General features: G+C 40.0%; 22 protein-coding genes. 16 read left to right on the top strand and 6 right to left on the bottom strand.

What is annotated here, in order from left to right:
* Positions 1–198: 198 nt before the first annotated feature.
* Genes ACTCNA_RS10395 through ACTCNA_RS10375 form a run of 5 tightly spaced genes read right to left on the bottom strand, consistent with a single transcriptional unit; the run spans position 199 to position 8,902 of the window.
* Entirely contained in the window at positions 199–1,503 is a 1,305-nt protein-coding gene (locus tag ACTCNA_RS10395; RefSeq protein WP_462947847.1) for an alpha-L-fucosidase, read from the bottom strand.
* 27 nt (positions 1,504–1,530) lie between these two features.
* Positions 1,531–2,094 carry a chemotaxis protein CheB gene (locus ACTCNA_RS10390; RefSeq protein ID WP_462947846.1) on the bottom strand — a complete coding sequence of 188 codons (564 nt, stop codon included), beginning with the start codon at positions 2,092–2,094 and terminating at the stop codon, positions 1,531–1,533.
* On the bottom strand, positions 2,091–2,930 hold the full coding sequence (locus ACTCNA_RS10385) for a CheR family methyltransferase (protein WP_462947845.1): 840 nt from the start codon (positions 2,928–2,930) through the stop codon (positions 2,091–2,093). The genes ACTCNA_RS10390 and ACTCNA_RS10385 overlap by 4 nt, the downstream gene beginning before the upstream one ends.
* A complete protein-coding gene (locus tag ACTCNA_RS10380; protein WP_462947844.1) occupies positions 2,911–4,533 on the bottom strand; it encodes a response regulator in 1,623 nt (540 codons plus the stop codon). The genes ACTCNA_RS10385 and ACTCNA_RS10380 overlap by 20 nt, the downstream gene beginning before the upstream one ends.
* Positions 4,534–4,537: 4 nt before the next feature.
* On the bottom strand, positions 4,538–8,902 hold the full coding sequence (locus tag ACTCNA_RS10375) for a response regulator (RefSeq protein ID WP_462947843.1): 4,365 nt from the start codon (positions 8,900–8,902) through the stop codon (positions 4,538–4,540).
* 168 nt (positions 8,903–9,070) lie between these two features.
* On the opposite strand from ACTCNA_RS10375, the gene ACTCNA_RS10370 reads away from it, so the two are divergent.
* The 16 genes from ACTCNA_RS10370 to ACTCNA_RS10295 all read left to right on the top strand — a co-directional run bounded on the left by ACTCNA_RS10370 (position 9,071) and on the right by ACTCNA_RS10295 (position 22,520).
* The gene (locus ACTCNA_RS10370; RefSeq protein ID WP_462947842.1) at positions 9,071–9,952 is read left to right on the top strand and encodes an SMP-30/gluconolactonase/LRE family protein; all 882 of its coding nucleotides are present in this window, start codon (positions 9,071–9,073) and stop codon (positions 9,950–9,952) included.
* Positions 9,952–10,956, top strand: coding sequence for a Gfo/Idh/MocA family protein (locus ACTCNA_RS10365; RefSeq protein ID WP_462947841.1), 1,005 nt, complete (start codon positions 9,952–9,954; stop codon positions 10,954–10,956). The genes ACTCNA_RS10370 and ACTCNA_RS10365 overlap by 1 nt, the downstream gene beginning before the upstream one ends.
* A gap of 668 nt (positions 10,957–11,624) precedes the next feature.
* Positions 11,625–11,774 (top strand): hypothetical protein, encoded by a 150-nt coding sequence (locus ACTCNA_RS10360; protein WP_462947840.1) that lies wholly within the window; start codon positions 11,625–11,627, stop codon positions 11,772–11,774.
* A 4-nt stretch (positions 11,775–11,778) separates the two neighbouring features.
* Complete coding sequence (locus tag ACTCNA_RS10355; RefSeq protein WP_462947839.1) at positions 11,779–12,516, top strand: DEAD/DEAH box helicase family protein; 738 nt, start codon at positions 11,779–11,781, stop codon at positions 12,514–12,516.
* 26 nt (positions 12,517–12,542) lie between these two features.
* The gene (locus ACTCNA_RS10350; RefSeq protein ID WP_462947838.1) at positions 12,543–12,800 is read left to right on the top strand and encodes a hypothetical protein; all 258 of its coding nucleotides are present in this window, start codon (positions 12,543–12,545) and stop codon (positions 12,798–12,800) included.
* Positions 12,800–13,369 carry a transposase gene (locus ACTCNA_RS10345; RefSeq protein WP_462947837.1) on the top strand — a complete coding sequence of 190 codons (570 nt, stop codon included), beginning with the start codon at positions 12,800–12,802 and terminating at the stop codon, positions 13,367–13,369. Before ACTCNA_RS10350 ends, ACTCNA_RS10345 begins: the two co-directional genes overlap by 1 nt.
* A gap of 3 nt (positions 13,370–13,372) precedes the next feature.
* Positions 13,373–14,668: a class I SAM-dependent DNA methyltransferase gene (locus ACTCNA_RS10340; RefSeq protein ID WP_462947836.1), complete on the top strand. Its 1,296-nt coding sequence runs from the start codon at positions 13,373–13,375 to the stop codon at positions 14,666–14,668.
* 13 nt (positions 14,669–14,681) lie between these two features.
* Positions 14,682–16,064: a restriction endonuclease subunit S gene (locus ACTCNA_RS10335; RefSeq protein WP_462947835.1), complete on the top strand. Its 1,383-nt coding sequence runs from the start codon at positions 14,682–14,684 to the stop codon at positions 16,062–16,064.
* Positions 16,064–16,795: a hypothetical protein gene (locus ACTCNA_RS10330; protein WP_462947834.1), complete on the top strand. Its 732-nt coding sequence runs from the start codon at positions 16,064–16,066 to the stop codon at positions 16,793–16,795. Before ACTCNA_RS10335 ends, ACTCNA_RS10330 begins: the two co-directional genes overlap by 1 nt.
* A gap of 476 nt (positions 16,796–17,271) precedes the next feature.
* Positions 17,272–17,547 (top strand): hypothetical protein, encoded by a 276-nt coding sequence (locus ACTCNA_RS10325; protein WP_462947833.1) that lies wholly within the window; start codon positions 17,272–17,274, stop codon positions 17,545–17,547.
* A 14-nt stretch (positions 17,548–17,561) separates the two neighbouring features.
* On the top strand, positions 17,562–20,336 hold the full coding sequence (locus ACTCNA_RS10320; protein WP_462947832.1) for a family 78 glycoside hydrolase catalytic domain: 2,775 nt from the start codon (positions 17,562–17,564) through the stop codon (positions 20,334–20,336).
* Between the two features lie 191 nt (positions 20,337–20,527).
* On the top strand, positions 20,528–20,710 hold the full coding sequence (locus tag ACTCNA_RS10315; protein ID WP_462947831.1) for a hypothetical protein: 183 nt from the start codon (positions 20,528–20,530) through the stop codon (positions 20,708–20,710).
* Between the two features lie 168 nt (positions 20,711–20,878).
* Entirely contained in the window at positions 20,879–21,028 is a 150-nt protein-coding gene (locus tag ACTCNA_RS10310) for a hypothetical protein (RefSeq protein WP_462947830.1), read from the top strand.
* Positions 21,029–21,093: 65 nt separating this feature from the next.
* Positions 21,094–21,657 (top strand): sigma-70 family RNA polymerase sigma factor, encoded by a 564-nt coding sequence (locus tag ACTCNA_RS10305; RefSeq protein WP_462947829.1) that lies wholly within the window; start codon positions 21,094–21,096, stop codon positions 21,655–21,657.
* Positions 21,658–21,665: 8 nt separating this feature from the next.
* On the top strand, positions 21,666–21,926 hold the full coding sequence (locus ACTCNA_RS10300) for a hypothetical protein (protein ID WP_462947828.1): 261 nt from the start codon (positions 21,666–21,668) through the stop codon (positions 21,924–21,926).
* A gap of 33 nt (positions 21,927–21,959) precedes the next feature.
* Positions 21,960–22,520, top strand: a complete 561-nt coding sequence (locus tag ACTCNA_RS10295) for a peroxidase-related enzyme (RefSeq protein WP_462947827.1) — start codon at positions 21,960–21,962, stop codon at positions 22,518–22,520.
* Between the two features lie 71 nt (positions 22,521–22,591).
* On the opposite strand, the gene ACTCNA_RS10290 is transcribed toward ACTCNA_RS10295, so the two are convergent.
* Positions 22,592–23,032: a hypothetical protein gene (locus ACTCNA_RS10290; RefSeq protein WP_462947826.1), complete on the bottom strand. Its 441-nt coding sequence runs from the start codon at positions 23,030–23,032 to the stop codon at positions 22,592–22,594.
* Positions 23,033–23,286 lie beyond the last annotated feature (254 nt).

Here is a 23,286-nt window from a genome sequence, read left to right as displayed (position 1 = left end):
AAAAGTTGCGAGATTTTAAAGTATTTTATTCTAATGGGACGCTAAATATATAGATAATTAAATATGTTGAAAACTATATTGGCTTATTTAGAATCATTAAAAAAACGCATCGTTTTTTTTATCTTTTGTGCAATCAGTCCGTATGGTTTTAATTTATTTTTTTAGAATTAAACAATTTATTTTTTGTTATCAGGGACACTACATTTTTACTACAAGTATTGTATCGTAATTTTCCTGTTTTTCTTTCGGGATATTCAGCAAGATGCCGTAATCGGTTTCCATATAATCAACCTTTTCGCCTCCCGCAAAATAGGTTGCCGATTTTATTTTTTGAGGAAATGACGGAATCAACAGGTTTTCATCTTTTAGTTCAAGCAGGTGAATGTAAACGGTTCCGTCCTTGGTAATGGTTGTAGCCCCCCAGTCTTGCGGGGCGATGGGCCCTTTACGGGTTTCGTAAATTGTTTCCCCGTATTTTTCGAGCCATTTTCCCATTTTCATGAGCGTATCGATATTTTCGGGCTGAATTTCGCCGTTGGGCATCGGGCCGGTGTTCAGCAAAAAATTGGCTCCGTAGCCTGCTGCTTTTACCATGGTTTGGATGAGTCGTTTTACTGATTTGTAGTTTTGGTCCTGAAGGTTGAAACCCCACGAACCGTTCATGGTTTCGCACATTTCCAGCGGGAGTTCCGAGATGGTGCTGGTCTGGTTGAACCCCATTGTATTTTTGCCCGGCAAATCGCGTTCAAACATCTGAAAATCTTCTCCGGGGTAAGGTTCCACGTGGTGGTTGCTGCCAATCATGGCCCCGGGTTGCAGTTCGTGAATAAGTGAATAGGTTTCCGCCAGGTGCCAGTCGGCACTCTTTTTATCCCACATTCCGTCGAACCAAATTCCGCCAATTTCGCCGTAGTTGGTCAGCAGTTCGGTTAACTGGGCATTCATGTAGTCGATGTAGTTGTCCCAGTTGCCGTTTTGCGGCCTGCCTGTAAAACCGCTTCCTGTTCTTCCGCGTGGATAATAATCAGGATGGTGCCAATCGAGTTGCGAATGGTAGAAAAACAGCTTGATTCCCTGTTTGTCGCACTCATCTTTCAGCATTTTTAATACATCTTTTCCGTATGGCGTTTTGTCAACAATATCGTACTCGCTCACATCGGAATCGAACATGGCAAACCCGTCGTGGTGCTTGCTGGTAATGGTAATGTATTTCATCCCGGCTTTTTTTACCATCGAAACCCATTCGGCGGGATCAAAATCAATGGGATTGAAAAAGGAGGGCAGCCGCTCGTATTGTTTAATGGGAATTTGCTGGTTGTTCATAACCCACTCGCCATCGCCTAAAATACTGTAAACGCCCCAGTGGATGAACAGCCCGTACTTGGCATCCTGAAACCATTCGCGGTTTTCAAGGTTTTTTTCTGAGGGTTGATAGTTTTCCTGGGCAAAAATTAAATTAGGGACTGCAAGAAGTAAGAATGCTACTAGAATTACTCGTTTCATTTTTAATATATTTTATTGGTTTTCAAATTATTCATTTGTCAGCTTTGTGATTTTACCTGCAATATCTTTTAAATCGAGAATATAGTGCGGATGGCTGATTCTTACAGCGGTTTCGGGCATGGTTTTGGCAAAAGCAGTTTCCGGGTTTTCCACAATGGTAGTGCCGCCGAGCTCCCTGATTGTTTTCAGTCCGTTGGCTCCGTCGTTATTTGAGCCTGTGAGCAGTACCCCGATGAGTTCATTTTGTAAACTCCATGCTGCCGTTTCAAAAAGCACATCGATTGAAGGGCGCGAGAAATTAACTTTTTCGTCGGTTGAAAGGCTGATTGTAAAATTGTCTTCAACCAGCAAATGATAATTGGGTGGTGCAAAGTAGAAATTTCCTGGTTTGATTGATTTTTTTTCTTCGGCTTCTTTTACATTGTAGTGACTGTTTTTGTTCAGCATTGAAAGATAGGTATCAATTGTATTGTTGCCAATATGTAAAACAGCAACAATGGGGATTGTGCACTGGGCAGGAAGCATGAAAAGCAGGTTCTTAATGGCTTCCATTCCGCCAAACGAAGCTCCTATAACAATGGCTTTAATCATTTTGTTTCCGGTAATTTTTTATAAATTTTCATCTTGCTATCGATAACTGAATATTTATTGTCGAAATCGGTAAAACGGAGGCTCTCTTTTGTTCCAAGACAAAGAAACCCCCTTTTGGTAATGCTCTCGGAAAACAGGCGCAAAACTTTATTTTGAAGTTTTTTGTCGAAATAAATTAATACGTTGCGGCAGAAAACAAGATTGACTTCAGCAAATACACCGTCGGTTACCAGGTTGTGGTCGGCAAAAACTATATTTTTCGACAACGAATTATCGAACAAAACCGAACCGTATTTTGAAGTGTAGTAGTCAGAAAGTTCATTTTTCCCTCCGGCTTGTTTGTAATTTTGGGCGTAGAGGTCAATCTCTTTTTTGCTGTAAATTCCCTGTTTTGCAATTTCAAGTACATTTTTATTGAAATCGGTGGCATAAATTTGCGTTTTTTTCAGCAGGTTTTCCTCTTTCAATACAATGGCCAGCGAATAGACTTCCTCACCGGTGGAGCAGCCGGCATGCCACACTTTTATGTGGGCGTAGGTTCGCAAGTCGGGAATTACTTTTTCGCGAAACGCGGCATAAAAATCCGGGTCGCGAAACATTTCGGTGACGTTAATGGAAAGGTCTTTCAGGAAAATCTTGTAAAAATCAGTATCCCAGAGAATTAGTTTTTGCATCTCTGTAATAGTTTTTAATCCGCTCAGTTTTAACCTTTGGTGTATCCTCCTTTTCAGGTGGGCTTTGCTGTAGTTCCTGAAATCGTAGCCATATTTCATGTAAATGGCCTGTAGCAGCAGGTTGATCTCAATGTCTTGTATTTCAGTTTCGTGGAGGCTCATTAATTTGTTGTATTTGTTTGTTGGTTACTGCATTTTTGATTATTCTCTTCAGTTCTGCCTCTTTAAATGGTTTGCTGATAAAATCGTTCATGCCTGCATTGAAACATTTTTGTTTGTCTTCTGAAAAAGTGTTTGCCGTAACCGCCACAATAAAAACCGGATCATCAACACCGCTATTTTGTTCGATTTGCCTGATTTGTTTTGCCGACTCGATGCCGTCAACTTCGGGCATCTGCATGTCCATTAAAATTAAGTCGAACTGGTTGTTTTTGTACATTTCAATGGCCTCCTGCCCGTTGATGGCAATTTCGCATTTGACACCAATTTTTTGCAATAAAAGTTGAGTAACACGTTGATTTACCGGATTGTCTTCAGCGTATAAAATTTCAATGCCGGCAGGAATGTCAATCTCTTCTGTGCGCATATCCTTTTGTTTTTGTTGTTTGTAGCCAAATTTCAAACTGAACCAAAACTCAGAACCGTTGCCCTCGGTGCTGTTAACCCCAATTTCTCCGCCCATCAGCGATGCGAGGTTTTTACAAATGGCCAGCCCCAGGCCGGTGCCGCCGTATTTTCTGGATGTGGAACTTTCGGTTTGTGAAAACTCTTTGAAAAGTTTTTTTTGTCCTTGTTTCGAAATTCCTATTCCTGTATCTATTACTTTAAAAAGCAGTTGGGTTTCTTTTTCATCTTTGGCGGTTGTTTCAACCACTATTTTAATGTTACCGTTTTTGGTAAATTTTATGGCATTGTTTACCAGGTTGGTCAGGATTTGATTTAGCCTGTGTGGGTCGCCGGTTAAAATGTCCGGAACCTGAGGTTCAATTTTCACCGAAAGGGTATTCCCTTTTTTGTCGGCATTTAATTTCATTAATTTAATAATGGATTCAATAACTTTTTTCAGGCTGAAATCAATTTTTTCCAGCTTAATCTGGCCCGATTCAATCTTCGAGAAATCGAGAATGTCATTTACAATATTGAGCAGGTTTTCGCCCGATGTTGTAATTATTTCGGTTAACTCTTTTTGTTCCGAATCGAGTTTCGATTCTTCGAGGATTTTTGAGATTCCGATTATGCCGTTTAGGGGTGTGCGAATTTCATGCGACATGTTGGCCAGGAACATGGATTTTTCCCGTGTGGCTTCTTCTGCTTTTTCTTTTTGAATTTCAAGCTCTTTGTTCTTTTCTTCCAATTTTTTCAGCAGGCTTTTCAACTCCTGTTGCTGCGAGAACAAGTCGAGGAAGTTTTTTACTTTACCCACCAGAATTTCAGGTATTATGGGCTTGGCGATAAAATCGACGGCCCCGGTTTCAATACCTTTTATAATGTGTAAATCGCTTTGGTGGATGGCCGAAACAAATATTACGGGCAGAAATTTTGTTCGTTGCCTTTTCCGCATCAACGATAAAGTTTCGTAGCCGTCCATACCGGGCATCTGGACATCAAGAATGGCAAGCGCAAAATCGTCGTTAATGGTTTTGCGCAGCGCTTCTGCCCCCGATGTAGCTTTAATAAAAGTAACATCAAATCCTCTCAGGATCATTTCAAGACTTACCAGGTTTTCCTCTAAGTCGTCAACGAGTAATATTTTTGGCTTTCCCATTGTTCTATTTAAATAACCATATTTTTAACAACGACAACAATTTATCTACATCTACAGGTTTCGATATATAATCGTTTGCTCCACTGAAAATAGCTTTTTGGTAATCTTCTTTCATTGCTTTCGCTGTGATTGTAATTATAGGAATATTTTCAATTCCGGGGGTATTTCTGATAGTTTTCATGGCTTCGTAACCATTCATAACCGGCATCATTATGTCCATTAGCACCAGGTCGGTGTCCGGGTTCTCCTTTAAAACTTCAATGGCCACTTTTCCATTTTCGGCTTCCATTACTTCCATTTCGCGCTCTTCCAGGATCTGGGCGAGTGCAAATACATTCCGGATATCGTCGTCAACTACCAGTATTTTCTTCCCTTTAAATCCAGTTTTATTTGTTTCGTCAGCTGAAACTGTATGTTTTTTTGGCGAGGTGTTTTCAACCTGGTGTAAAAACAGGGTTACTTCATCCATTAATCTTTCTTCGGATTTCACCCCTTTTATAACTACTGAATCGGAATATTTGTGCAGTTCGCGCAATTCTTTTTGATCCAAATCGAGCGCTGTGTGAATAATTACGTTGGGTATTTCAATGTTTTCGGCTTTCAGTTTATTCAATAGTTCTTTTCCTGAATAATCGGGCAGTCCCAGGTCGAGAATAACACAGTCGAATGGTTTGGCAGCAATTAAATCGTAAGCCTGCTGCGCTGTTTTTGCTTCATGGATAATTATGTCTTTATCCTCGAAAAGCAGATGGATCGATTCGCGGGTAATCTCGTCGTCTTCAACCACCAGCACTTGATTGAATTCTTTGCTGAAACGGCTTTCAATTCTGTTTGAACCTTTGCTGAAATGATCCGACTCGGGCGTTTTCAGCTCTTCAATATTTTCCAGGACCGAGTCTTCTATTCTTGAAACGAAATGCACAGGGAGTTTTTTCGTAACGGGGTTATTTTTTAAATTTTCGAATTCTTTGGTTTCGTTCAGTTCAGCAGAAATGATAATGGCCTGCGGCGAATAGATTTCAGAAAGCTTAATCCCGTCGGGAATATTTTTGGCGGCAATAACATTGAAATTTCTTTTGTGGCTGAGTTCGGTTAAATTTTTTGCTTTTTCTTTTTGGTTGTGAATGATTAAAACGGTTAAGCGCTGCAAATCAGAATCTCTATCATCGTCGATAAAGGATGGTACCTCCTTATCTTCTGTTCCGGAGTCGGGGGTTGGCTCGTGCTGCTCTTTCTTTTGCGTTTCTTTTGTTGCTGTATTTTCAGCGGTTTGAATTTGTGAACTTTCCGGTGAGGCGGTTTTTTCAGTTTCTGCTTTGGCACCAACCAGTTTTTTATCGAGTGGCAGGAAAACGGTAAACAGCGATCCTTTTCCTTCGGTACTTTCCACCTGGATTTCGCCCCCGAGCACCTGCACCAGCTGTTTTGAAATGGAAAGCCCCAGACCGGTGCCGCCAAATTTTCGGGATATGCTGCCGTCGGCTTGCTGGAAAGCCTCAAAAATGGCTTTCAGCTTGTTGGAAGGAATTCCCACCCCGGTATCTTCCACTGAAACAGAACAGGAATTTTCACGCGTCAGGATTTTGTTGGTAAACTGGTCAGAAGTTTCGGGCAGGCCAAATTTTACTTTAATTTTGCCCTCGTTTGTAAATTTAAAGGCATTGGAAAGCAGATTTTTAATTATCTGCATGAGCCGCTGTTTGTCGGTGTAAATTTTTTCAGGGAATTTGTCCGACAGGTCCAGCTCCAGTTCAAGTCCTTTGTTTTCGGCAACAGGATTGAAATTCTGTTTGATTTCAGCAATTATTTCATCGGCAGAAACCTCGCCGAATTCAAATTTCATTTTTCCGGCCTCAATTTTCGAAAGGTCGAGGATTTCGTTAATCAGTTCCAGCAGATCTTTCCCGCTTTTGTAGATAATGCCTGCAGATTTTACCTGCTCTTCAGTGAGATTCCCGTCTTTGTTTGAAGCCATCAGTTTTGAAAGAATGAGCAAACTGTTTAGCGGAGTGCGTAGTTCGTGCGACATGTTGGCCAGGAATTCCGATTTGTACTGGCTGGTTTGCTGTAACTCTTTGGCCTTTTTCCTGAGTTGATTCTGCACTTTCAGCAGGTTTTCGTTTTTTTCTGAAATCTCTTTTTTCTGCTGTTCCAGTTGTACGGTTTTCGCCTCAAGCTCTTCGTTGGTAACGCGCAGTTCTTCCTGCTGAACCTGCAGGTTTTTTTCGCTTTCGGTTAATATTTTGGTTTGTTCGGCCAGTTCTTCGTTGGCCACGCGGAGCTCTTCTTCCTGCGATTTTAATTCTTCGTTGGTTGTTTTGAGCTCCTCCTGTTGTTGCTTTAGCTGGTCGTTTATTGTCCTTAATTCTTCCCGCTGGGCATGTAGTTTTTCATTCCGTTCTTTAATTTCTATTTCAAGTTCTTTAATTTCAGTAATGTTTTTGGTAATACCCAAAGTGCCTATGCATTTTCCGGTAGAGTCGAACATGGGCAGCTTGGTTGTGGAGGTCCAGATTTGTTCGCCCTTTTCGTCAACCCCCTGCCTGATTTCATCAACAAAACCTTTTTCTTCATTAATAATTTTTTGCTCTTCTTCGAAATATTTCCGTGCATCTTTGCGCGAATGGTAGTCGAAGTCGGTTTTCCCGATAACCTCATCACTCGATTTTGCATTGAACAAACCGACCATCGACTCGCTGATCCTGATAAACCTGCTTTCGGTATCTTTAAAGTAAATATAGTCGGGCAGGGTTTCCAGCATGGAATTCAGTAGTGCTGTTTCGCGGGTGAGGTTTTCATGAATCTTTCGGTTCTCTTCCAGTTTGCGGCTTAGTTCCTCATCGCGGGCTTTTAGTGTTTTGGCTTGTTCCAGCGTTTTTTCGAGCAGCTCTTTGCTCCTGAACCTGGTAACTGATGCGCTTATGTTAACCGAGATTCGTTCGGCAGTTGATTGCAGAAATCTTAATTTGGTATCAGTTAGTTCATTTATTGGAGCCAGCTCAATTACTGCCTGAACTTTGTTGTTGGTGAAAAGCGGCAACAGATAAATTTTTTCAGGGATAATTTCACCGGTGGCACTGAATATTTTATGGTAGTTGCTGTGGGTTTCAATAACCTGCAGCGAAGTGTGCAGGGCAGCTTTTCCAATTAACCCCTCTCCGGGTTGAATTTTATGGGGGACTTCGCTTGTTTTTAAACCAACAGAACCGGTAAGTTCCAGGTGTTTTTCAACTTCGTCGCAAACATAAATTGCACCCATTTCAACCGACAGGAAACGAGTCAGAAAATTGATGATTCTTTGTGAAAGCTCGGTCACTGAAAAGTTTCCCCTAATCTGGTCGTCCAGTTCGCTGATGCCTCTTTGCAGCCATTGCTCTTTCTCGGTTTCAATTCTCGATTCTTCGAGTTTGGCCGCCATTTTATTCAGCGTGGTTGTTAACTCGTCGTTTTCCGATTTTGGGGGCAGTTTACTACTGTAATCGCCTTTGGCTACTTTTTTAGAATGCGAGATGACTTCCTGGAGTCCTGCCTGGATATCACCAAAAGCCTTGGATAAAACCCCGATTTCATTTTGCGAATCAATTTTAACTGAAGTATTCAGATTGCCTTTGGCTATGTGTTTAAAATTTTCAGCCAGCTTGCTTATGGGGACTGAAATTGATTTTGAAATACGGATGGAAATTAAAGTAACTCCTGTTATTAAAATCAGCACCAGTAAAATCAGGCTCAATCCAAGTGTTTGGATTACGTAATCATTTAAAGCATAAATTTTTGAGGCAAAAGTTTGGTTTATCTCCTTAATTTCACTGAAATGCGAGTTGAGGTGTGCCAGTATTTCAGGTGTTCTGTCTTGTGCGTAATTATCAATATCAGAAATAATTAAACCCCCGAGATTATAAGCCTCAACAGCTGTTGCCTGAATTTCATTTAGTTTTTGAGGGTTAAACCTGGTGAACAGTTGAATTTGGCTGCCCATTATTTTGGCCCGTTTCATATCATTGTCAAGCCCTTCACTAAAAACATCGAACATGTATGGCAGCCACTCCTCTTCGGGCATAGCCTGCATCAGGCTGTCAAGTGCTGAAAATGTATAGGCAATTTCGTTGGCTTTGTTAAAGTTGAAATAGGCTTGATCAAGGTTTTCCGTGTTCCCGGTAATTTCATATTCTTTAAATTGCTCAATGCCTTTATAAAATGTTTCAATAAAAACCCGCTGTTCGTTAACAATCATTGTCAGCGTTTGGCTCGAACGAAACAAAAAAATGGCAATTGTTCCCATAAAAACGAGGCTCAGCATGAAAATGCCCATAACTACCGCCAGCTTGGTTTTTATATTAAAATCAGAAAAACGTGTTTTTAATTTCCTCATTAGTCAGTTGTATATAACCCGGTTTTGTAATTGTGCAAAATAGTTAAAAATTGGGAGTTATTTAACAGGGTTCAAAATATAGTTTTGAAAAATATTGACAGTGCTTGATGAAGGATTGGTATTTTACATTTCCCATTAAATGTTATATTTGAAATTAAATAATTAAAAATGAAAATATTAAGTATTGCTTTCTTCTTGTTGATTTCATTTACAGGCTTTTCTCAAAAAAGTAAAATTGCAGCAAACAATGCCGAACCAGAAAAAGCCGGAACTGGTTACGCTTTTACCGAGGGCCCGGCAGTGGCGCCCGGCGGAAAAGTCTATTTTACCGACCAGCCCAACGACCGGATTTATGTGTGGGATGAAAAAGAAGGCGTTTCACTGTGGCTGGAAGGTACCCGGCGTTCCAACGGTATGTATTTCAATAATCAGGGGCAATTGGTTACCTGTGCCGATTTGTACAATCAGCTCGGATATTTCGATGAAAACAAAGAGTTTCACCTCATTCACGAAGGGTACAGCGGGAAATTGCTCAACGCACCCAACGATTTATGGGTTGCACCTGATGGCGGTATTTATTTTTCCGATCCGTATTACCACCGTGATTGGTGGGAAGAAGGCCGCGGCGAAGAACAGGATGTGCGTGGTGTTTATTACCTGGGCCCCGAAGGAGAGATAACCCGGGTAATCGACGATTACAAGCAACCCAATGGATTAATCGGAACGCCCGACGGTAAAATCCTGTACGTGGCCGACATCAATGACGGCAAAATTTGGAAATACGACATTCAATCTGATGGAACACTGGCCAACAAAACCTTTTTCGCGCCCAGAGGAAGCGACGGAATGACCATCGACAACCGCGGAAATGTTTACCTTACATCGGGTAAAGTGTGGGTTTACAATCCGGCAGGCGAACTGATTAAAGAAATTGAAGTGCCCGAAAGTCCGTCGAATGTATGTTTTGGCGGACAAGACCGTGATGTTCTTTTCATTACGGCACGCACATCGGTTTATACTTTGAAAATGAACGTGAAAGGAGTAGATTAATGATAAATTTAGTTGTTGTTGGATTTGGGTTTATGGGAATGACCCACACCGGAAATATCCTCAAAAATTCAAATGTTCGGTTGGCAGCCATAGTGGATAAAAACACGGAAAATATTCACAAAAACCTGAAAGGGGATTCGGGAAATTTTGACACCGGCAGCATTGATGCCGAAGAGCTTTCGAAAGTGAATATTTACAGCGATTTTGCAGCATGTTTGAATGTCGAAAAACCCGATGCTTGTGTGATTGCAGTGCATACCAACCTGCATTACGAAATGGCAAAACTGGCGCTTGAGTCCGGGGCGCACGTTTTTCTGGAAAAACCTTTTACACTTGATGTTGAAAAGGGGGAGGAGCTTATCAGGTTGGCCAGAGAAAAAGATAAAATACTGATGGTTGGCCACGTGGTGCGATTTATGCCACCTTACCAAACGCTGCAAAAATGGATTGATATCGGTGAGTTTGGTAAACTGGAATTTCTTTCCCTGTCGCGTTTTTCAGGCGTGCCTGCCTGGGGCCAGTGGAAAGACAAGCAAAAAGATTTTGGCTCATCGGGCGGCGCTTTGTTCGATTTGGTGATTCACGATATCGACTTTGCCCAGTGGGCGTGCGGTGTTCCGGCAGAGGTTAACGCCAACTGTTTACCCGGAAAGCTTAGTAACCACGATTATGTTTCGTCGTTTTGGAATTTTGGCAATTCGAATTTGAATGTGAAAATTGAAGGTGGAAATATTTTTCACACCCAATTTCAGTTCCAGGCTGGTTTTTCTGCACGTTTTGATAATGCAAGCATGCACTATTCAACAAATGATCCGGAAAATATTATTGTAACCACCGATACTGAAATCAAAAAGGTTTCTGCCGGTGAGGGTAATGATGGATTCTTGTCAGAAATGAACTATTTCCTTTCTTGTGCTGGGGAAAACAAGCAACCGGAAAAATGTACCCCTGAATCGGCACTGGAAAGCATTAAGATTTGTTACCGGCACACAAACGACTTTTGAATTCGGTAAATAATATCTCGTTTTACCTGATGGTTTCCTTTCGCAGAGAATGACAATAAATTTTCAAAACATTGTTGTCCGGTTAAATTTTATTAAAGTAATAGTTACAGATTAAAATTGAGGTTTTCATTAAAAATGAATCTCTTATTATTAATGGCTAAAGCCAATTTATCTTTCTTCAAATTTAACCCCCAGCTTAAGCTGGGGGCTTGCTATCCAGTGGCTTTAGCCATTAATTTATTTTTTTATCGGACAATAGTGTTTCCAAAACCTATAAATTCCAAAATTCTGATATATATATATTGTTTCGATAATTGGTTTTTCAGTTTTTGGAATTTATTTGAAATTTGATTTTTGTCAATTGTTATTTTGCTTATAATCATTAAAATGAGGCTTTTATTTGCTTTTTTCGGCGGCAATCCCTAATTTAGCTCACCTTTTTGTTTAACTAAAACTGAAAACCAAAACCTGTGTCGAATTCCGAATCCCACAAACCACCCCGTATTCTTTTCCTGCTCACCTGCTTTTTGCAACATGACGGGCAAGCCGATTTACTTTATAAAATAAATAAGAATGGTTGACACTATTTCCGGTGCGAAGAGATAAAGGGGTAGGTTTGGAATACTTACGATATAGTTGTGGGTAATGTTTAAAAAAGACCGTGCATATTGAAAAACTCGATAGAAATAGAAATTGCCGACCCGCATTGCACACATCCCGATGAAAAATCGGGAAGAGTGCAATTTTCCCAACGCGCAGCGGAAGACAGAAACGAAATTTGTAAATTGCGAGATTTGAATATTGAATTAGGAAAATAATATAATGGCTGAAAAAGAAGCAAAAGCAAGAATAAAAATTAATAAACTCCTCGAAGAAGCAAGCTGGAGTCTTTTAGATGATGGTTCCAAAAAAGCAAATGTTGTATTTGAAAACAATATAAAAATAACAGAACAGGCAATAAATGACTTGGGAGAAAATTTCGACAAAACCAAAAATGGATTTATTGACTTTTTGCTCTTAGATGAAAAAGGGTACCCATTAATTGTTTTGGAAGCAAAAGCCGAAGATAAAAATCCACTAATCGGGAAAGAACAAGCCCGTAAATATGCCAAATCTCAAAATTGCCGATTTATTATTCTTTCAAACGGGAATCTGCATTATTTCTGGGATTTAGAAAGGGGGAATCCATATATCATAACCAATTTTCCTAATCCTGATTCGGTCGAAGGGTACAAAATGTTTAAACCCGACAAAAATCGACTTATTACCGAAAATGTTGATGATGATTATATTGCTCTCACACAATATCCCAGTTATGCAACCGACCCGGAATATCAAAGCGAAGCAACAAGGAGTGATTTCCTGTTTCGTACCAAAGTAAGGTTCTTACGTTATTATCAGAAAAAAGCAGTAAAAGCGATTCAAAAAGCTGTTGCAGAGAAGAAAGACCGTTTTTTGTTTGAAATGGCTACAGGCACAGGAAAAACCCTAACATCAGCAGCCGTTATAAAGCTTTTTCTGAGAACCGGGAATACAAGGCGGGTCTTGTTTTTGGTTTAATTCCTTATTTCAAATCAAAAGACGAATTGCTGGAAGAAGAGTTTGATAAATTTTTAAGCGACTATAAACCACAGGATAAAGATGATGTAATTGCCCTGAAATACTTTTTTAAAGCATACATTACCGATAACAGGGTAAGAGACATCGTTGAAAAGAAAAAATTCAATGAATTAAATGTGAATCCTTCATTTAATATCAACGATTACAAATCGGTTGGTAAAAATTGGAGAATGCTTATACCGGAATATGTGAAGGATTATGTTCCGTTAAACAGATTTATGTAATGCACAGAAACCGGAAAAACATAAGGTTGAAAGGTTATGATTATTCATCGAAAGGATTGTATTTTATAACCATTTGTACCAAAGACAGGGAACATTATTTCGGTAAAATAGAACATCAAAAATTTGAATATTCACCGATTGGTGCCATTGCCTATACCTATTGGAATGAAATACCCAACCATTTTCGGAATGCCCGTTTAGGCGAATTTAAAATTATGCCCAATCATATTCATGGAATTATTGAAATTGTACAGACACGCCATGGCGTGTCCCCACAAAATTCCCCACAAAATTACCCGGTAGGGCCATTCCATGGGATGGCTGATGGGATGGACCATGGGACACCCAATAAAAATGAATTCGGCAAAACAATACCCGGATCCGTTTCGGCCATCATGGGGCAATTTAAATCATCGGTAACCCGGTGGTGCAATAACAATGATTTTAATTTTGCCTGGCAATCCCGGTTTCACGATCATATTATTCGCAATGAATCGGAATATCGCCGGATTGAACAATACATTATAAATAATGTCGCAAACTGGAGAGATGATAAATTTTTTAAATAAAAAATGTTAGATACAACAACAAAACGAAGAATAGATACTGCCCGTGATATTTTAGTGGGTAAAGTCCCTGACCCCAAAAGCCAGGTGGAGCAAATTACTATTGCATTGATTTATAAATTCATGGACGACATGGATTTAGATGCGGAAGAATTGGGCGGTGAACCATCTTTTTTTAGTGGAGAATATGAGAAATATGGTTGGAGGAAAATTTTTAATCCTTCACTCGGTGGTTTTGAAATGTTGAGCTTGTATAGCGAAGCTATTTTAAAAATGGCTCAAAACCCCAATTTGCCTCAATTATTCCGTGATATTTTCAAAAATGCTTATTTGCCCTATCGTGACCCGGAAACACTGAAAAGTTTTCTAAAAATTATCAATGATTTTTCCTACGACCACAGCGAAAAACTGGGCGATGCATTTGAATATCTTTTGTCGGTTCTGGGTAGCCAGGGCGATGCCGGACAGTTTCGTACGCCCCGACATGTGATTGATTTTATGACAGCCCTTATTGCTCCAAAGAAAAACGAAACTGTGCTCGACCCGGCATGTGGAACAGCAGGTTTTTTAATTTCGGCATACAAACATATTTTAAAAGAAAACTCGAGCAACTACGATAAAACAGACCCATACACCTTTGAGCAGAATAATGTTAAGCTGGCAGAAATTACCGTAAACGGCAAGCATTACAAAGGCGACAAATTAAGTCCTGATGACCGGGCACGGATAATCCAAAACATAAAAGGCTACGACATTTCACCTGATATGGTGCGTTTGAGTTTGGTGAATCTTTATTTGCATGGTTTTACCGACCCGCACATTTACGAATACGATACACTGACCAGTGAAGAGCGCTGGAATGAATTTTACGATATTATTCTCGCCAATCCGCCTTTCATGTCTCCGAAAGGTGGAATACGCCCCCATAAACGATTTGCTGTTCAAAGTAAGCGTAGCGAAGTGCTGTTTGTGGATTACATGGCCGAACACCTTACACCAACCGGAAAAGCAGCCATTATTGTTCCTGAAGGGATAATATTCCAGAGTGGAACAGCCTATAAAAGCCTGCGTAAAATGTTGGTAGAGGAGAATTATCTGGTGGGTGTTATTTCATTACCGGCAGGTATATTTAATCCTTATGCTGGAGTTAAAACTTCCATTTTGTGGTTAGACAAGACACTGGCTAAGAAGACCGACAAAATACTCTTTGCAAAAATAGAAAATGATGGTTTTGATTTAGGGGCACAAAGAAGGCCAATAAAACAAAACGATTTGCCCGGCAGCCTTCAAGGCCCTGCATGAATGGATAGGCATTTTGGAGAAGCCACGCCATGGCGTGGCCCCACAGATGGCCCCACAGGATTCTTCAGAATCTCCGGAAGGAAAAATCCATGGCCTGCCCCAACAGGATTCTTCATATCCCCAAATCCTCCAATCCATTTTTCCCAATATCTTCCTGGTTGAGAAGGATAAAATTGCTGAGAATGGGGAATTTAATTTGAGTGGTGAGAGATATCGAGAATTAAAAATAATTGATACTAACTTCCCTTTGGTAAAACTAAATGAAATAGCCGACTTTAAAAACGGTTTATGGAAAGGTAAAAAAGAGCCTTTTAAAACCGTCAAAATAATAAGAAATACCAATTTTGGGAAACATGGTGAATTGTGTCTTGACGATGTTGCTGAGCATCCAGTAGAAGTTAATCAACTTGAATCAAGAAAACTCCAAAAAGGTGATATTATTCTTGAAAACTCGGGTGGTGGTCCAACTCAACCAGTCGGCAGAGTTGTATATTTTTACATTAAAGATAATGACGTTTACTCATGGAGTAATTTTACTTCTAGAATAAGAGTAAATGTTGTCAACAGAGTGCTTCCAAAATATTTATTCTATTCTTTGAATCACCTTTATGAAGTAGGTTTTACTCAAAACTTGCAAAAAAGAACAAGTGGCATTAGAAATTTAGACAAGAATGCTTATGCAAATCCCCAAATCCCCCTTCCCCCCTTATCCGTACAGGAAGAAATTGTAGCCGAAATAGAAAGCTACCAAAAAATCATTGATGGAGCCCGCCAAGTTGTAGAAAACTACAAACCGAAAATTGATATTGACCCGGAATGGGAAATGGTGGAGTTGGGGGAAGTCTGTAATTTTATTAGAGGGCCTTTTGGTGGAAGTTTGAAAAAAGAAATATTTGTTGAGGATGGTATTGCAGTTTATGAACAATCACATGCAATCAAAAATGATTTTAATAATTTCAGGTATTTCATTGATGATAATAAGTTCAATGAAATGAAAAGATTTGAAGTATTTCCGGGTGACATTATTATGAGCTGTTCCGGTACCATGGGGAAAGTTGCTATTGTTCCCGAGTCAGCACCAAAAGGAATAATAAATCAAGCACTGTTGAAACTTTCAGTTAAAAAAAATTTGCAAAAAGAGTATCTTAAACTTTGGATGGAAAGCGAAAACTTTCAAGATAGTTTGAAATCGAATGTATATGGGGCTGCCATCCAGAATGTGGCTTCAGTTAAAGTTTTAAAAAACTTAAAAATTGCACTACCTCCTTTAGATGTACAGAATGAAATTATTAACACAATTAAACATGAACAATTAATAATTGATTCAAATAGGCAACTCATCGGAATTTATGAGCAAAAAATTAAAAACCGAATTACAAAAGTTTGGGAAGAATAATGGAAGATGCCTATCAAATATTGCAGTATTTGCCCATTCGTTTTAAACAAAGAGACGAACAGGAATACATTGAATTCCTGTGGGATGCTTTTGAAAGTAATTATCAAAATGAGAAGTACCAATTTTCTTTCATTGCATACCACATGTTGTTTATGAGTTTTGTGTATTTTACCATTTGGCAAATTAAATCAGTCAGGGCAGACGATTTTGATAAAATCAAACTTGGCTTCAATAATAATTTTGGACAAGCTCAAAATCCATTTGGTTTTAGTACTGAAAACGAAAGCAAAGTATTCAACCTGTTAAAATATTTATGCAACTCCCACTCAGATGTAGAATCTCTTATTGGTCAATACAAAAGACTGGTGAAAGAACGGAATGATATTGCACACGCCAGCGGAAACATGCCATTTCGTACCGAAAGCTATTTACAAAGCCGCTTAAATGATATTATAAGATACGTAGCTGAAATACAAGAATTCAGTAAGCCGGTAATTGAAGAATGTTTTACAAAGTTCCTTATTGAGAGCCAGGATGAAGAAGAAAGGCAATATTCAATAATTGAAGAACAGATAAAGGAAGTTTTAATCCACGAACATTATCTATCACAAAAAGATTTAGAAATATGCTTGGACTTTGATATTACTACACTTTCAGACCAGGAGAATTACCATGAAATTGAAAGGATATTTGAAACATTAAGAAATGAATATGCCGAACAAACAGCCTGACCCTTCGAATCCATACACATTGGCAAGTCGCACGGGCCAAAGCTCAATCCAAAACTTGCCAAAGAGTATGGCTGACCCAACGCATGGAGAGAAAATGCAGCAAAATTGAATGAAAACAATTGATAAACAGATAGATAACAAGAACAGCCAGTTGGTAACATCGTGTTATAGTGCATTTGGTGGATAGTGCTGTTTTTAACGGCTACAATTACCATTTCACGCAATCCCAAAAAATAAGCGTGCAACGGATAATTTGTATAATTGACGCAATAAATGCGACGAATAATTTTTTGTATAGTAAACGAAAGACAGAAAAAACTGTTGAATAGATTACTGGATAAATCCAGCGGGACAAAATGTAATACAGATTTATTTGTGTGTTGAAATTAAGCGTTATCTTTGACAGTATCAAATGATACTATCGTTAATTAAATTGGATGGAACCACCTTATAAAATAACCGGAAAGATTTTAAATTTGGTTGCTTTAATTTCAGAAAAAATGGGTGAGGTGAACTCCGCCCATTTAAACAAACCTCCCACAGAACTCAGAAAGAAAAACAGGATTAAAACGATTCATTCATCCCTTGTAATTGAAGGAAATACGCTGACCATTGAGCAAATTACTGCAATTGTTGAAAACAAAAGGGTTATTGGGCCAAAAAAAGATATTTTGGAAGTCAAAAATGCCGTAGCTAATGGATTCATCGAGAAATTTGGTGATAAAAATACAGCTCGGTACAGATTCAGTTAAAAAATCAATAAAACATGAAAAACATTTACGTCTTTTTCCTTATGGCCCTCATTTTTACCTCGTGCGCCCAACACCATCAAACAAATATTTCGGGGTTATCCGTCGAATACTTCACCAATCCGCTGGGAGTAGATGTGGAACAACCCCGTTTTTCGTGGCAAATTGTTTCTGACGAACGCGATGTAAAACAGGTTGCTTACCAGGTGATTGTTGGCGAATCTGTTAAAGAAACAGAAAATGAAACCGGCTCCGTATGGGATTCCGGGAAAATTTCCGGCGACGAAACCGTGAATGTTGAATTCAACGGCAATCCGCTGCAAAGCAACACCAAATATTTCTGGCGGGTTCGGGTTTGGCTGGATGACGAAACTTCGGCATGGAGCGAGCCGTCATCTTTTCACATTGGCATTTTTAATGACAACGAATGGCAGGCTCAATGGATAACCACACAGGATGAAATTGTGCACGCAAGTCCGTTGCTGCGTAAAGAGTTTCAGGTAGAAAAGGAGATTGACCAGGCTTATGTTTTTGTAACCGCCACTGGTTTTTACGAGCTGTATCTGAACGGTGAAAAGGTGGGCAATCATGTGCTGGACCCCGGCATAACCGACTACCGGAAAACCATTCTCTATTCCACGTACGATGTTACTTCGTTACTCAAAAAAGGAACCAACGCGGCGGGTGTCATGCTGGGCAACGGTGCCAGGAATTTTAGGAAAACAGAAGGTCGCTGGAGCTGGGGAAGCGGAGGCGCTTCGTTTGGCAATCCAGCCCTTTGGATGCAACTGATGATTGATTATGCCGACGGCAGCAGCGAGGTGATAGTTTCTGATAACAGCTGGAAAACCGCTGATGGCCCGGTTACATTCAATAATTTATATGGCGGCGAAGATTACGATGCACGAAAAGAAGTTCCCGGCTGGGCAAATTCCGGTTTTGATGATTCAGGCTGGAAACCAGCAATTGTTGCAAATGAACCGGGAGGCAATTTAAAATCGCAACTGACACCCGCCATACAAGTTACGCAAACGCTGGAGCCGGTGAAACAGACGAATCCCGAACCGGGTGTTTACCTGTTTGATTTGGGGCAGAATATGGCCGGCTGGTGGAAGCTGGAAGTAAAAGGCTCCCCCGGACAGGCCATCCGCATCCGCGGGGCTGAAACCCTGAACGACTCCCTGTTTCCCAAACCTTTGGAAGAAGGTGACAGGTTGAGTACCAAATTTGCTTACCACGCCCAAACCTGGACCGATTACATCCTCAAAAGCGACGAAACGGAAGTGTATGAACCCCGCTTTTTTTACACCGGGTTCCGGTATATCGAAGTAACCACAAACGACAGCAAAAATCCGGAACACCTGAAGGTAGCCGGGCGGGTGGTGCGTTCGGCCAACAAGCGAAACGGAACGTTTGAATCGTCCGATTCGCTGCTCAATCAAATTCACCGGGCCGGCGTGTGGTCACAAATGAGCAACATGCAAAGTTACCCCACCGATTGTCCGCACCGGGAGAAAGGTGCCTACAACGGCGACGGACAGGTGATTGCCGAAACCTCGATGCACGATTTCCACATGGCACCGTTTTACACCAAATGGCTGAACGACATGCGCGATTCACAGGAGGAAAACGGCCGCATTCCCAACACCTCGCCGGTTTTGGTGGGCGGCATGGGCGGCGGCGTAGCCTGGGGAAGTGCCTACATCCTGATTCCCTGGTGGATGCACCACTATTACGGCGACACCCGCATTCTGGAAGAACATTACCCGGCAATGAAAGAGTACCTGCAGTACCTGAATAACCTGGGCTCCAAAGACGAAGACCCGTCGGAACCCTACATCATCGATAATTTCGATGGCTACTGGTATTCGTTGGGCGAATGGTGTGCACCGGGACAAAGCGATTGCCCGAATCACCCGGTGGTAAATACTTTCTACTATTACAACAACAGTTTGCTGCTTTCGAAAATTGCAGGAAAGCTTGGCTATGAAGCGGATGCCGAAACATACCGGGCATTGTCCGATACGATAAAACAGCATTTTAACCGGAAATTTTTCAATCCGGAAACCGCGTTGTACGGAACTGAAGAAACGTATCAGACCTACCAGTTGCTGGCGCTTGTGGGCAATATGGTGCCCGAAGGTTACCGCGATGAAGTTTTCCAAACCATTGTGGACGACATCAAAATGCGCGACGACCACCTGAATACCGGAATCATCGGCACCAAATACCTTTGGCCGGTGCTGGTTCAGGGAGGCGAAAACGAATTGGCCTACCGCGTGGCTACCCAAACAACCTGGCCCAGCTTCGGCTACTGGATTGAAAACAACTCCACCACGCTGCTTGAAAAATGGTCGGGCGAAAATTCACACAACCACCAGATGTTTGGTTCCATCACGGAATATTTTTATAAATTTTTGGCGGGTATCCAGTCGCCCATGGAAGGCAACACAATCAAAGGTTACCGGCAAATCCACATCGAACCGTATGTTCCACAGGATCTCGATTTTGTAAATGCATCAGTGGAAACTGTGGCCGGTAAAGTGGTTTCAAACTGGAAAAAGGAGGCTGGTTCATTCACGCATGAAGTTTTCATACCGGCGAATACCACTGCAACGGTTGCACTTCCTTTAAATGGTTCTGAAAATGTAACCGTTTATGAAGGAGATCAAATAATTTGGGAGAACAATGCATTTGAGGAAGGTGTGGCTGGGATCCATGAAGTAATGAGAGAAAATGACCGGCTGGTAGTAAAAACCGGTTCGGGAAATTACCGGTTCAGGATGGAGTAAATTCAGATGAATTTGAAAATTCTGTAATTAAGAAATGTTTTTATTTTGTACTTTGAAAATTTGTTCGGTAAAATACTGGTTCATTTTTGTACAAAAAGGATATTGTTACAATGTTTGCCCTGACTTTTTTATGTTTTTATACTAAATTCAGAGTTGCCCGAAAGCCATTCAGTCAGGATGAACTTGTTAAAATGAAACAGGGAGCATCTTCTGAAGAACCTGTGTATAAGGTATTTCACGAAAGGCTAAAAGATTATTTAAAAAAATTCCTGATAATTGGTGGAATGCCTGAAGCTGTTCATAAGTTTATAAACGACAACAGCAATATTAAATCGGTACAACGTGTACTTTCCGACATTACAACTTCCCGTTGAGGTAAAATCAGGTGGCAGCGGTAAAATGCAAAGCCTTAATCTTTTTATGAAAGAAAAAAATCCGCTTATGGAATCAGAATTTCGCTTGAAAATTTCAGTAGTATGGAAAAATTCGGGTTGTCCCGTTGTATGCAATTTCAAATTTGTTTCGATAAATAAAGCAACGTTATGGATAAATTATTACCACTTTTTAGTTTACACTCCCGTTTGTTGACGGGTATTTCTGGAGTTCTGCCGAAAAAAAAGGCGGACTTTATTGTTAAAACAACTAAAAAAGGGCAGGAAGTTGTATTGAACGGGGGGAAGCTTAGGATATGAATGTGAACAATACGGTGAACCAATTTAATTTTTATATTTACTGTTTAATTTTCTTAGGGTAAACTATGGGGTCTGCAAATAACAAAACACTTTCTGAATGGGTTGAAAAATATACAGATAAAATGTATTCCTGGGCATTCCATAAAGTTTCGGACGCTGAACTGGCTGCCGATTTGGTTCAGGATACCTTCCTCGCTGCCGCAGAAAAAATGGATGGTTTTAAAGGAAATAGTTCTCCTAAAACCTGGTTGTTCAGTATTTTGAACAATAAAATAGTAGATTATTACCGGAAAAAGATAAACAATGCTATCCCTCATGAAAATGAAACCCTAATGCGATTTTTTGAAACAAGTGGCGATTGGCAGGAAAGCAATAAGCCACGGAACTGGAATTTAAATGAGGATGAACATTTACTCGACAATGATGATTTCCAGTTAATCTTAAAAGATTGCCTCGATGGACTCCCCGAAAAATGGAATTTATGCGTAAAATTGAAATACCTCAGCGGGAAAAGAGGTGACGAGATTTGTCAGGAGCTTGAAATATCAACGTCCAATTACTGGCAAATCATCCATCGTGCAAAACTACAGTTGAGAGATTGTGTAGATAACAACTGGTTTAATGATTAAAATTGAAGATGATGAAAAAAATAATGCATATACTTTTTCTGTCATGCTTAAAAGCAACAGAGCTGATTGAAAAAAAAATCCATTTTAAACTTTCTTACAAAGAAAAACTTCAGCTTAAAGTACATAAGATGATGTGCGATGCCTGCTCAAATTTTGAAAAGCAAAGCGCATTTTTGGAAAAAGGAATTGAAAATCAGCATAAAAAATTACACACCGATTTGGATATTGACCAGCTTAAAAAACAGATTGAGTTGAATTTGAAAGAATAGGAATAACTTTCAGAATTAAACGCCGGCAAAAATATGTCAAGAATAAAAGTTATCAAACACGAAGAAGCCACGGGCAGGTTAAAAGAAATTTACGACGATTTGGTAAAAAAACGCGGCAAACTGGCCGATGTGCATAAAATTCAAAGTCTGCGGCCGGAAAGCATTGTGGCCCACATGGATTTGTACATGGAAATCATGTTTGCCAAATCGGAACTTTCCCGCGCCGAGCGTGAAATGATGGCGATTGTTGTTTCGGCAGCCAACGGCTGCGAATATTGCCAGGTGCACCATGCACAGGCACTTAATCATTACTGGAAAAACGATGAAAAAATCAGCCGGCTCCGCACTGATTTTGAAGCTGCTGACCTCACTAACCGCGAATTGGTGTTGTGTAGCTTTGCTAACCTTTTAACCGTTAACCCGGAAGCTTACCGCAACGAAAAATATTTAGCGCCGGTAAAAAAAACCGGCATCTCCGACAATGGAATTCTCGATGCCACTTTGGTTGTGTCCTACTTTAATTTTGTTAACCGGATTGTTTTGGCGCTGGGCCTCGAAGTAAGCGATGAAGAGATGAAAGGGTACAGGTATTAAAATTAAATCGCCCCACGCGTAATACTATGAGAGAAAAAGTAAGTAACGAAACTTTAGAAAGAATCATATTTCTACTCAAATAGCTTGTTTATTTTGTTTTGCCACTCGTCTTCAAAAATCACCTGAAAGTTTACTTTTTTATCTTTAAAGTCTAAGCCAAGCTCTTTCCATGCCTTTTTCGTTCCCAGTTCATTACATAAATCAAATACATTTTGTTTGTAGGCAGTATCTTCGTTTTTGAGGTGTAAACCCTTTGTTTCCAACACATACACATTCCCGTAATCTTTTTCGTTTACCGTATTTATATCAGATGCAATGAAGTCTGGATAAATTTTATTTTTCTTCCAGCCTTGTATGTGATAATCTTGTTTTGACATGTTGCGATACCACCAAAGTAATTTTTCCTGGTTATCGAGATACACAGCTACTGATTTTTCAAGTTCGTTGATGTTTTCTCCCGGAACCTGGTCGAACAAACTGCGCTGAATTGCTGTGTTATCATCCCGTACCAATTGCCTGTTACTTCTTACTTTAATGCGCGGTGGTATTGAAAAACCTCCTTTGTCTGTAATTAAAAAGAAGTGGAGTTTTTTATCGTCAACCAGTTTTAAATACTTTTTCCGCTGCTAAATCCCTTTCCTTTTCTAATAACTTTTTAAGTTCTTCGATTATGAAACGAGCATGTAAAATATTTACACATAGGAGGATAATTAAAATACATGCGAGTTCCATACTATACCTTTAAAAATTAACAATTTTAATAGTA

It is taken from the genome of Tangfeifania sp. (assembly GCF_055108615.1).
The sequence above is the reverse complement of the archived record's forward strand: the minus strand, read 5'-3'. Positions and strand labels throughout refer to the sequence as shown.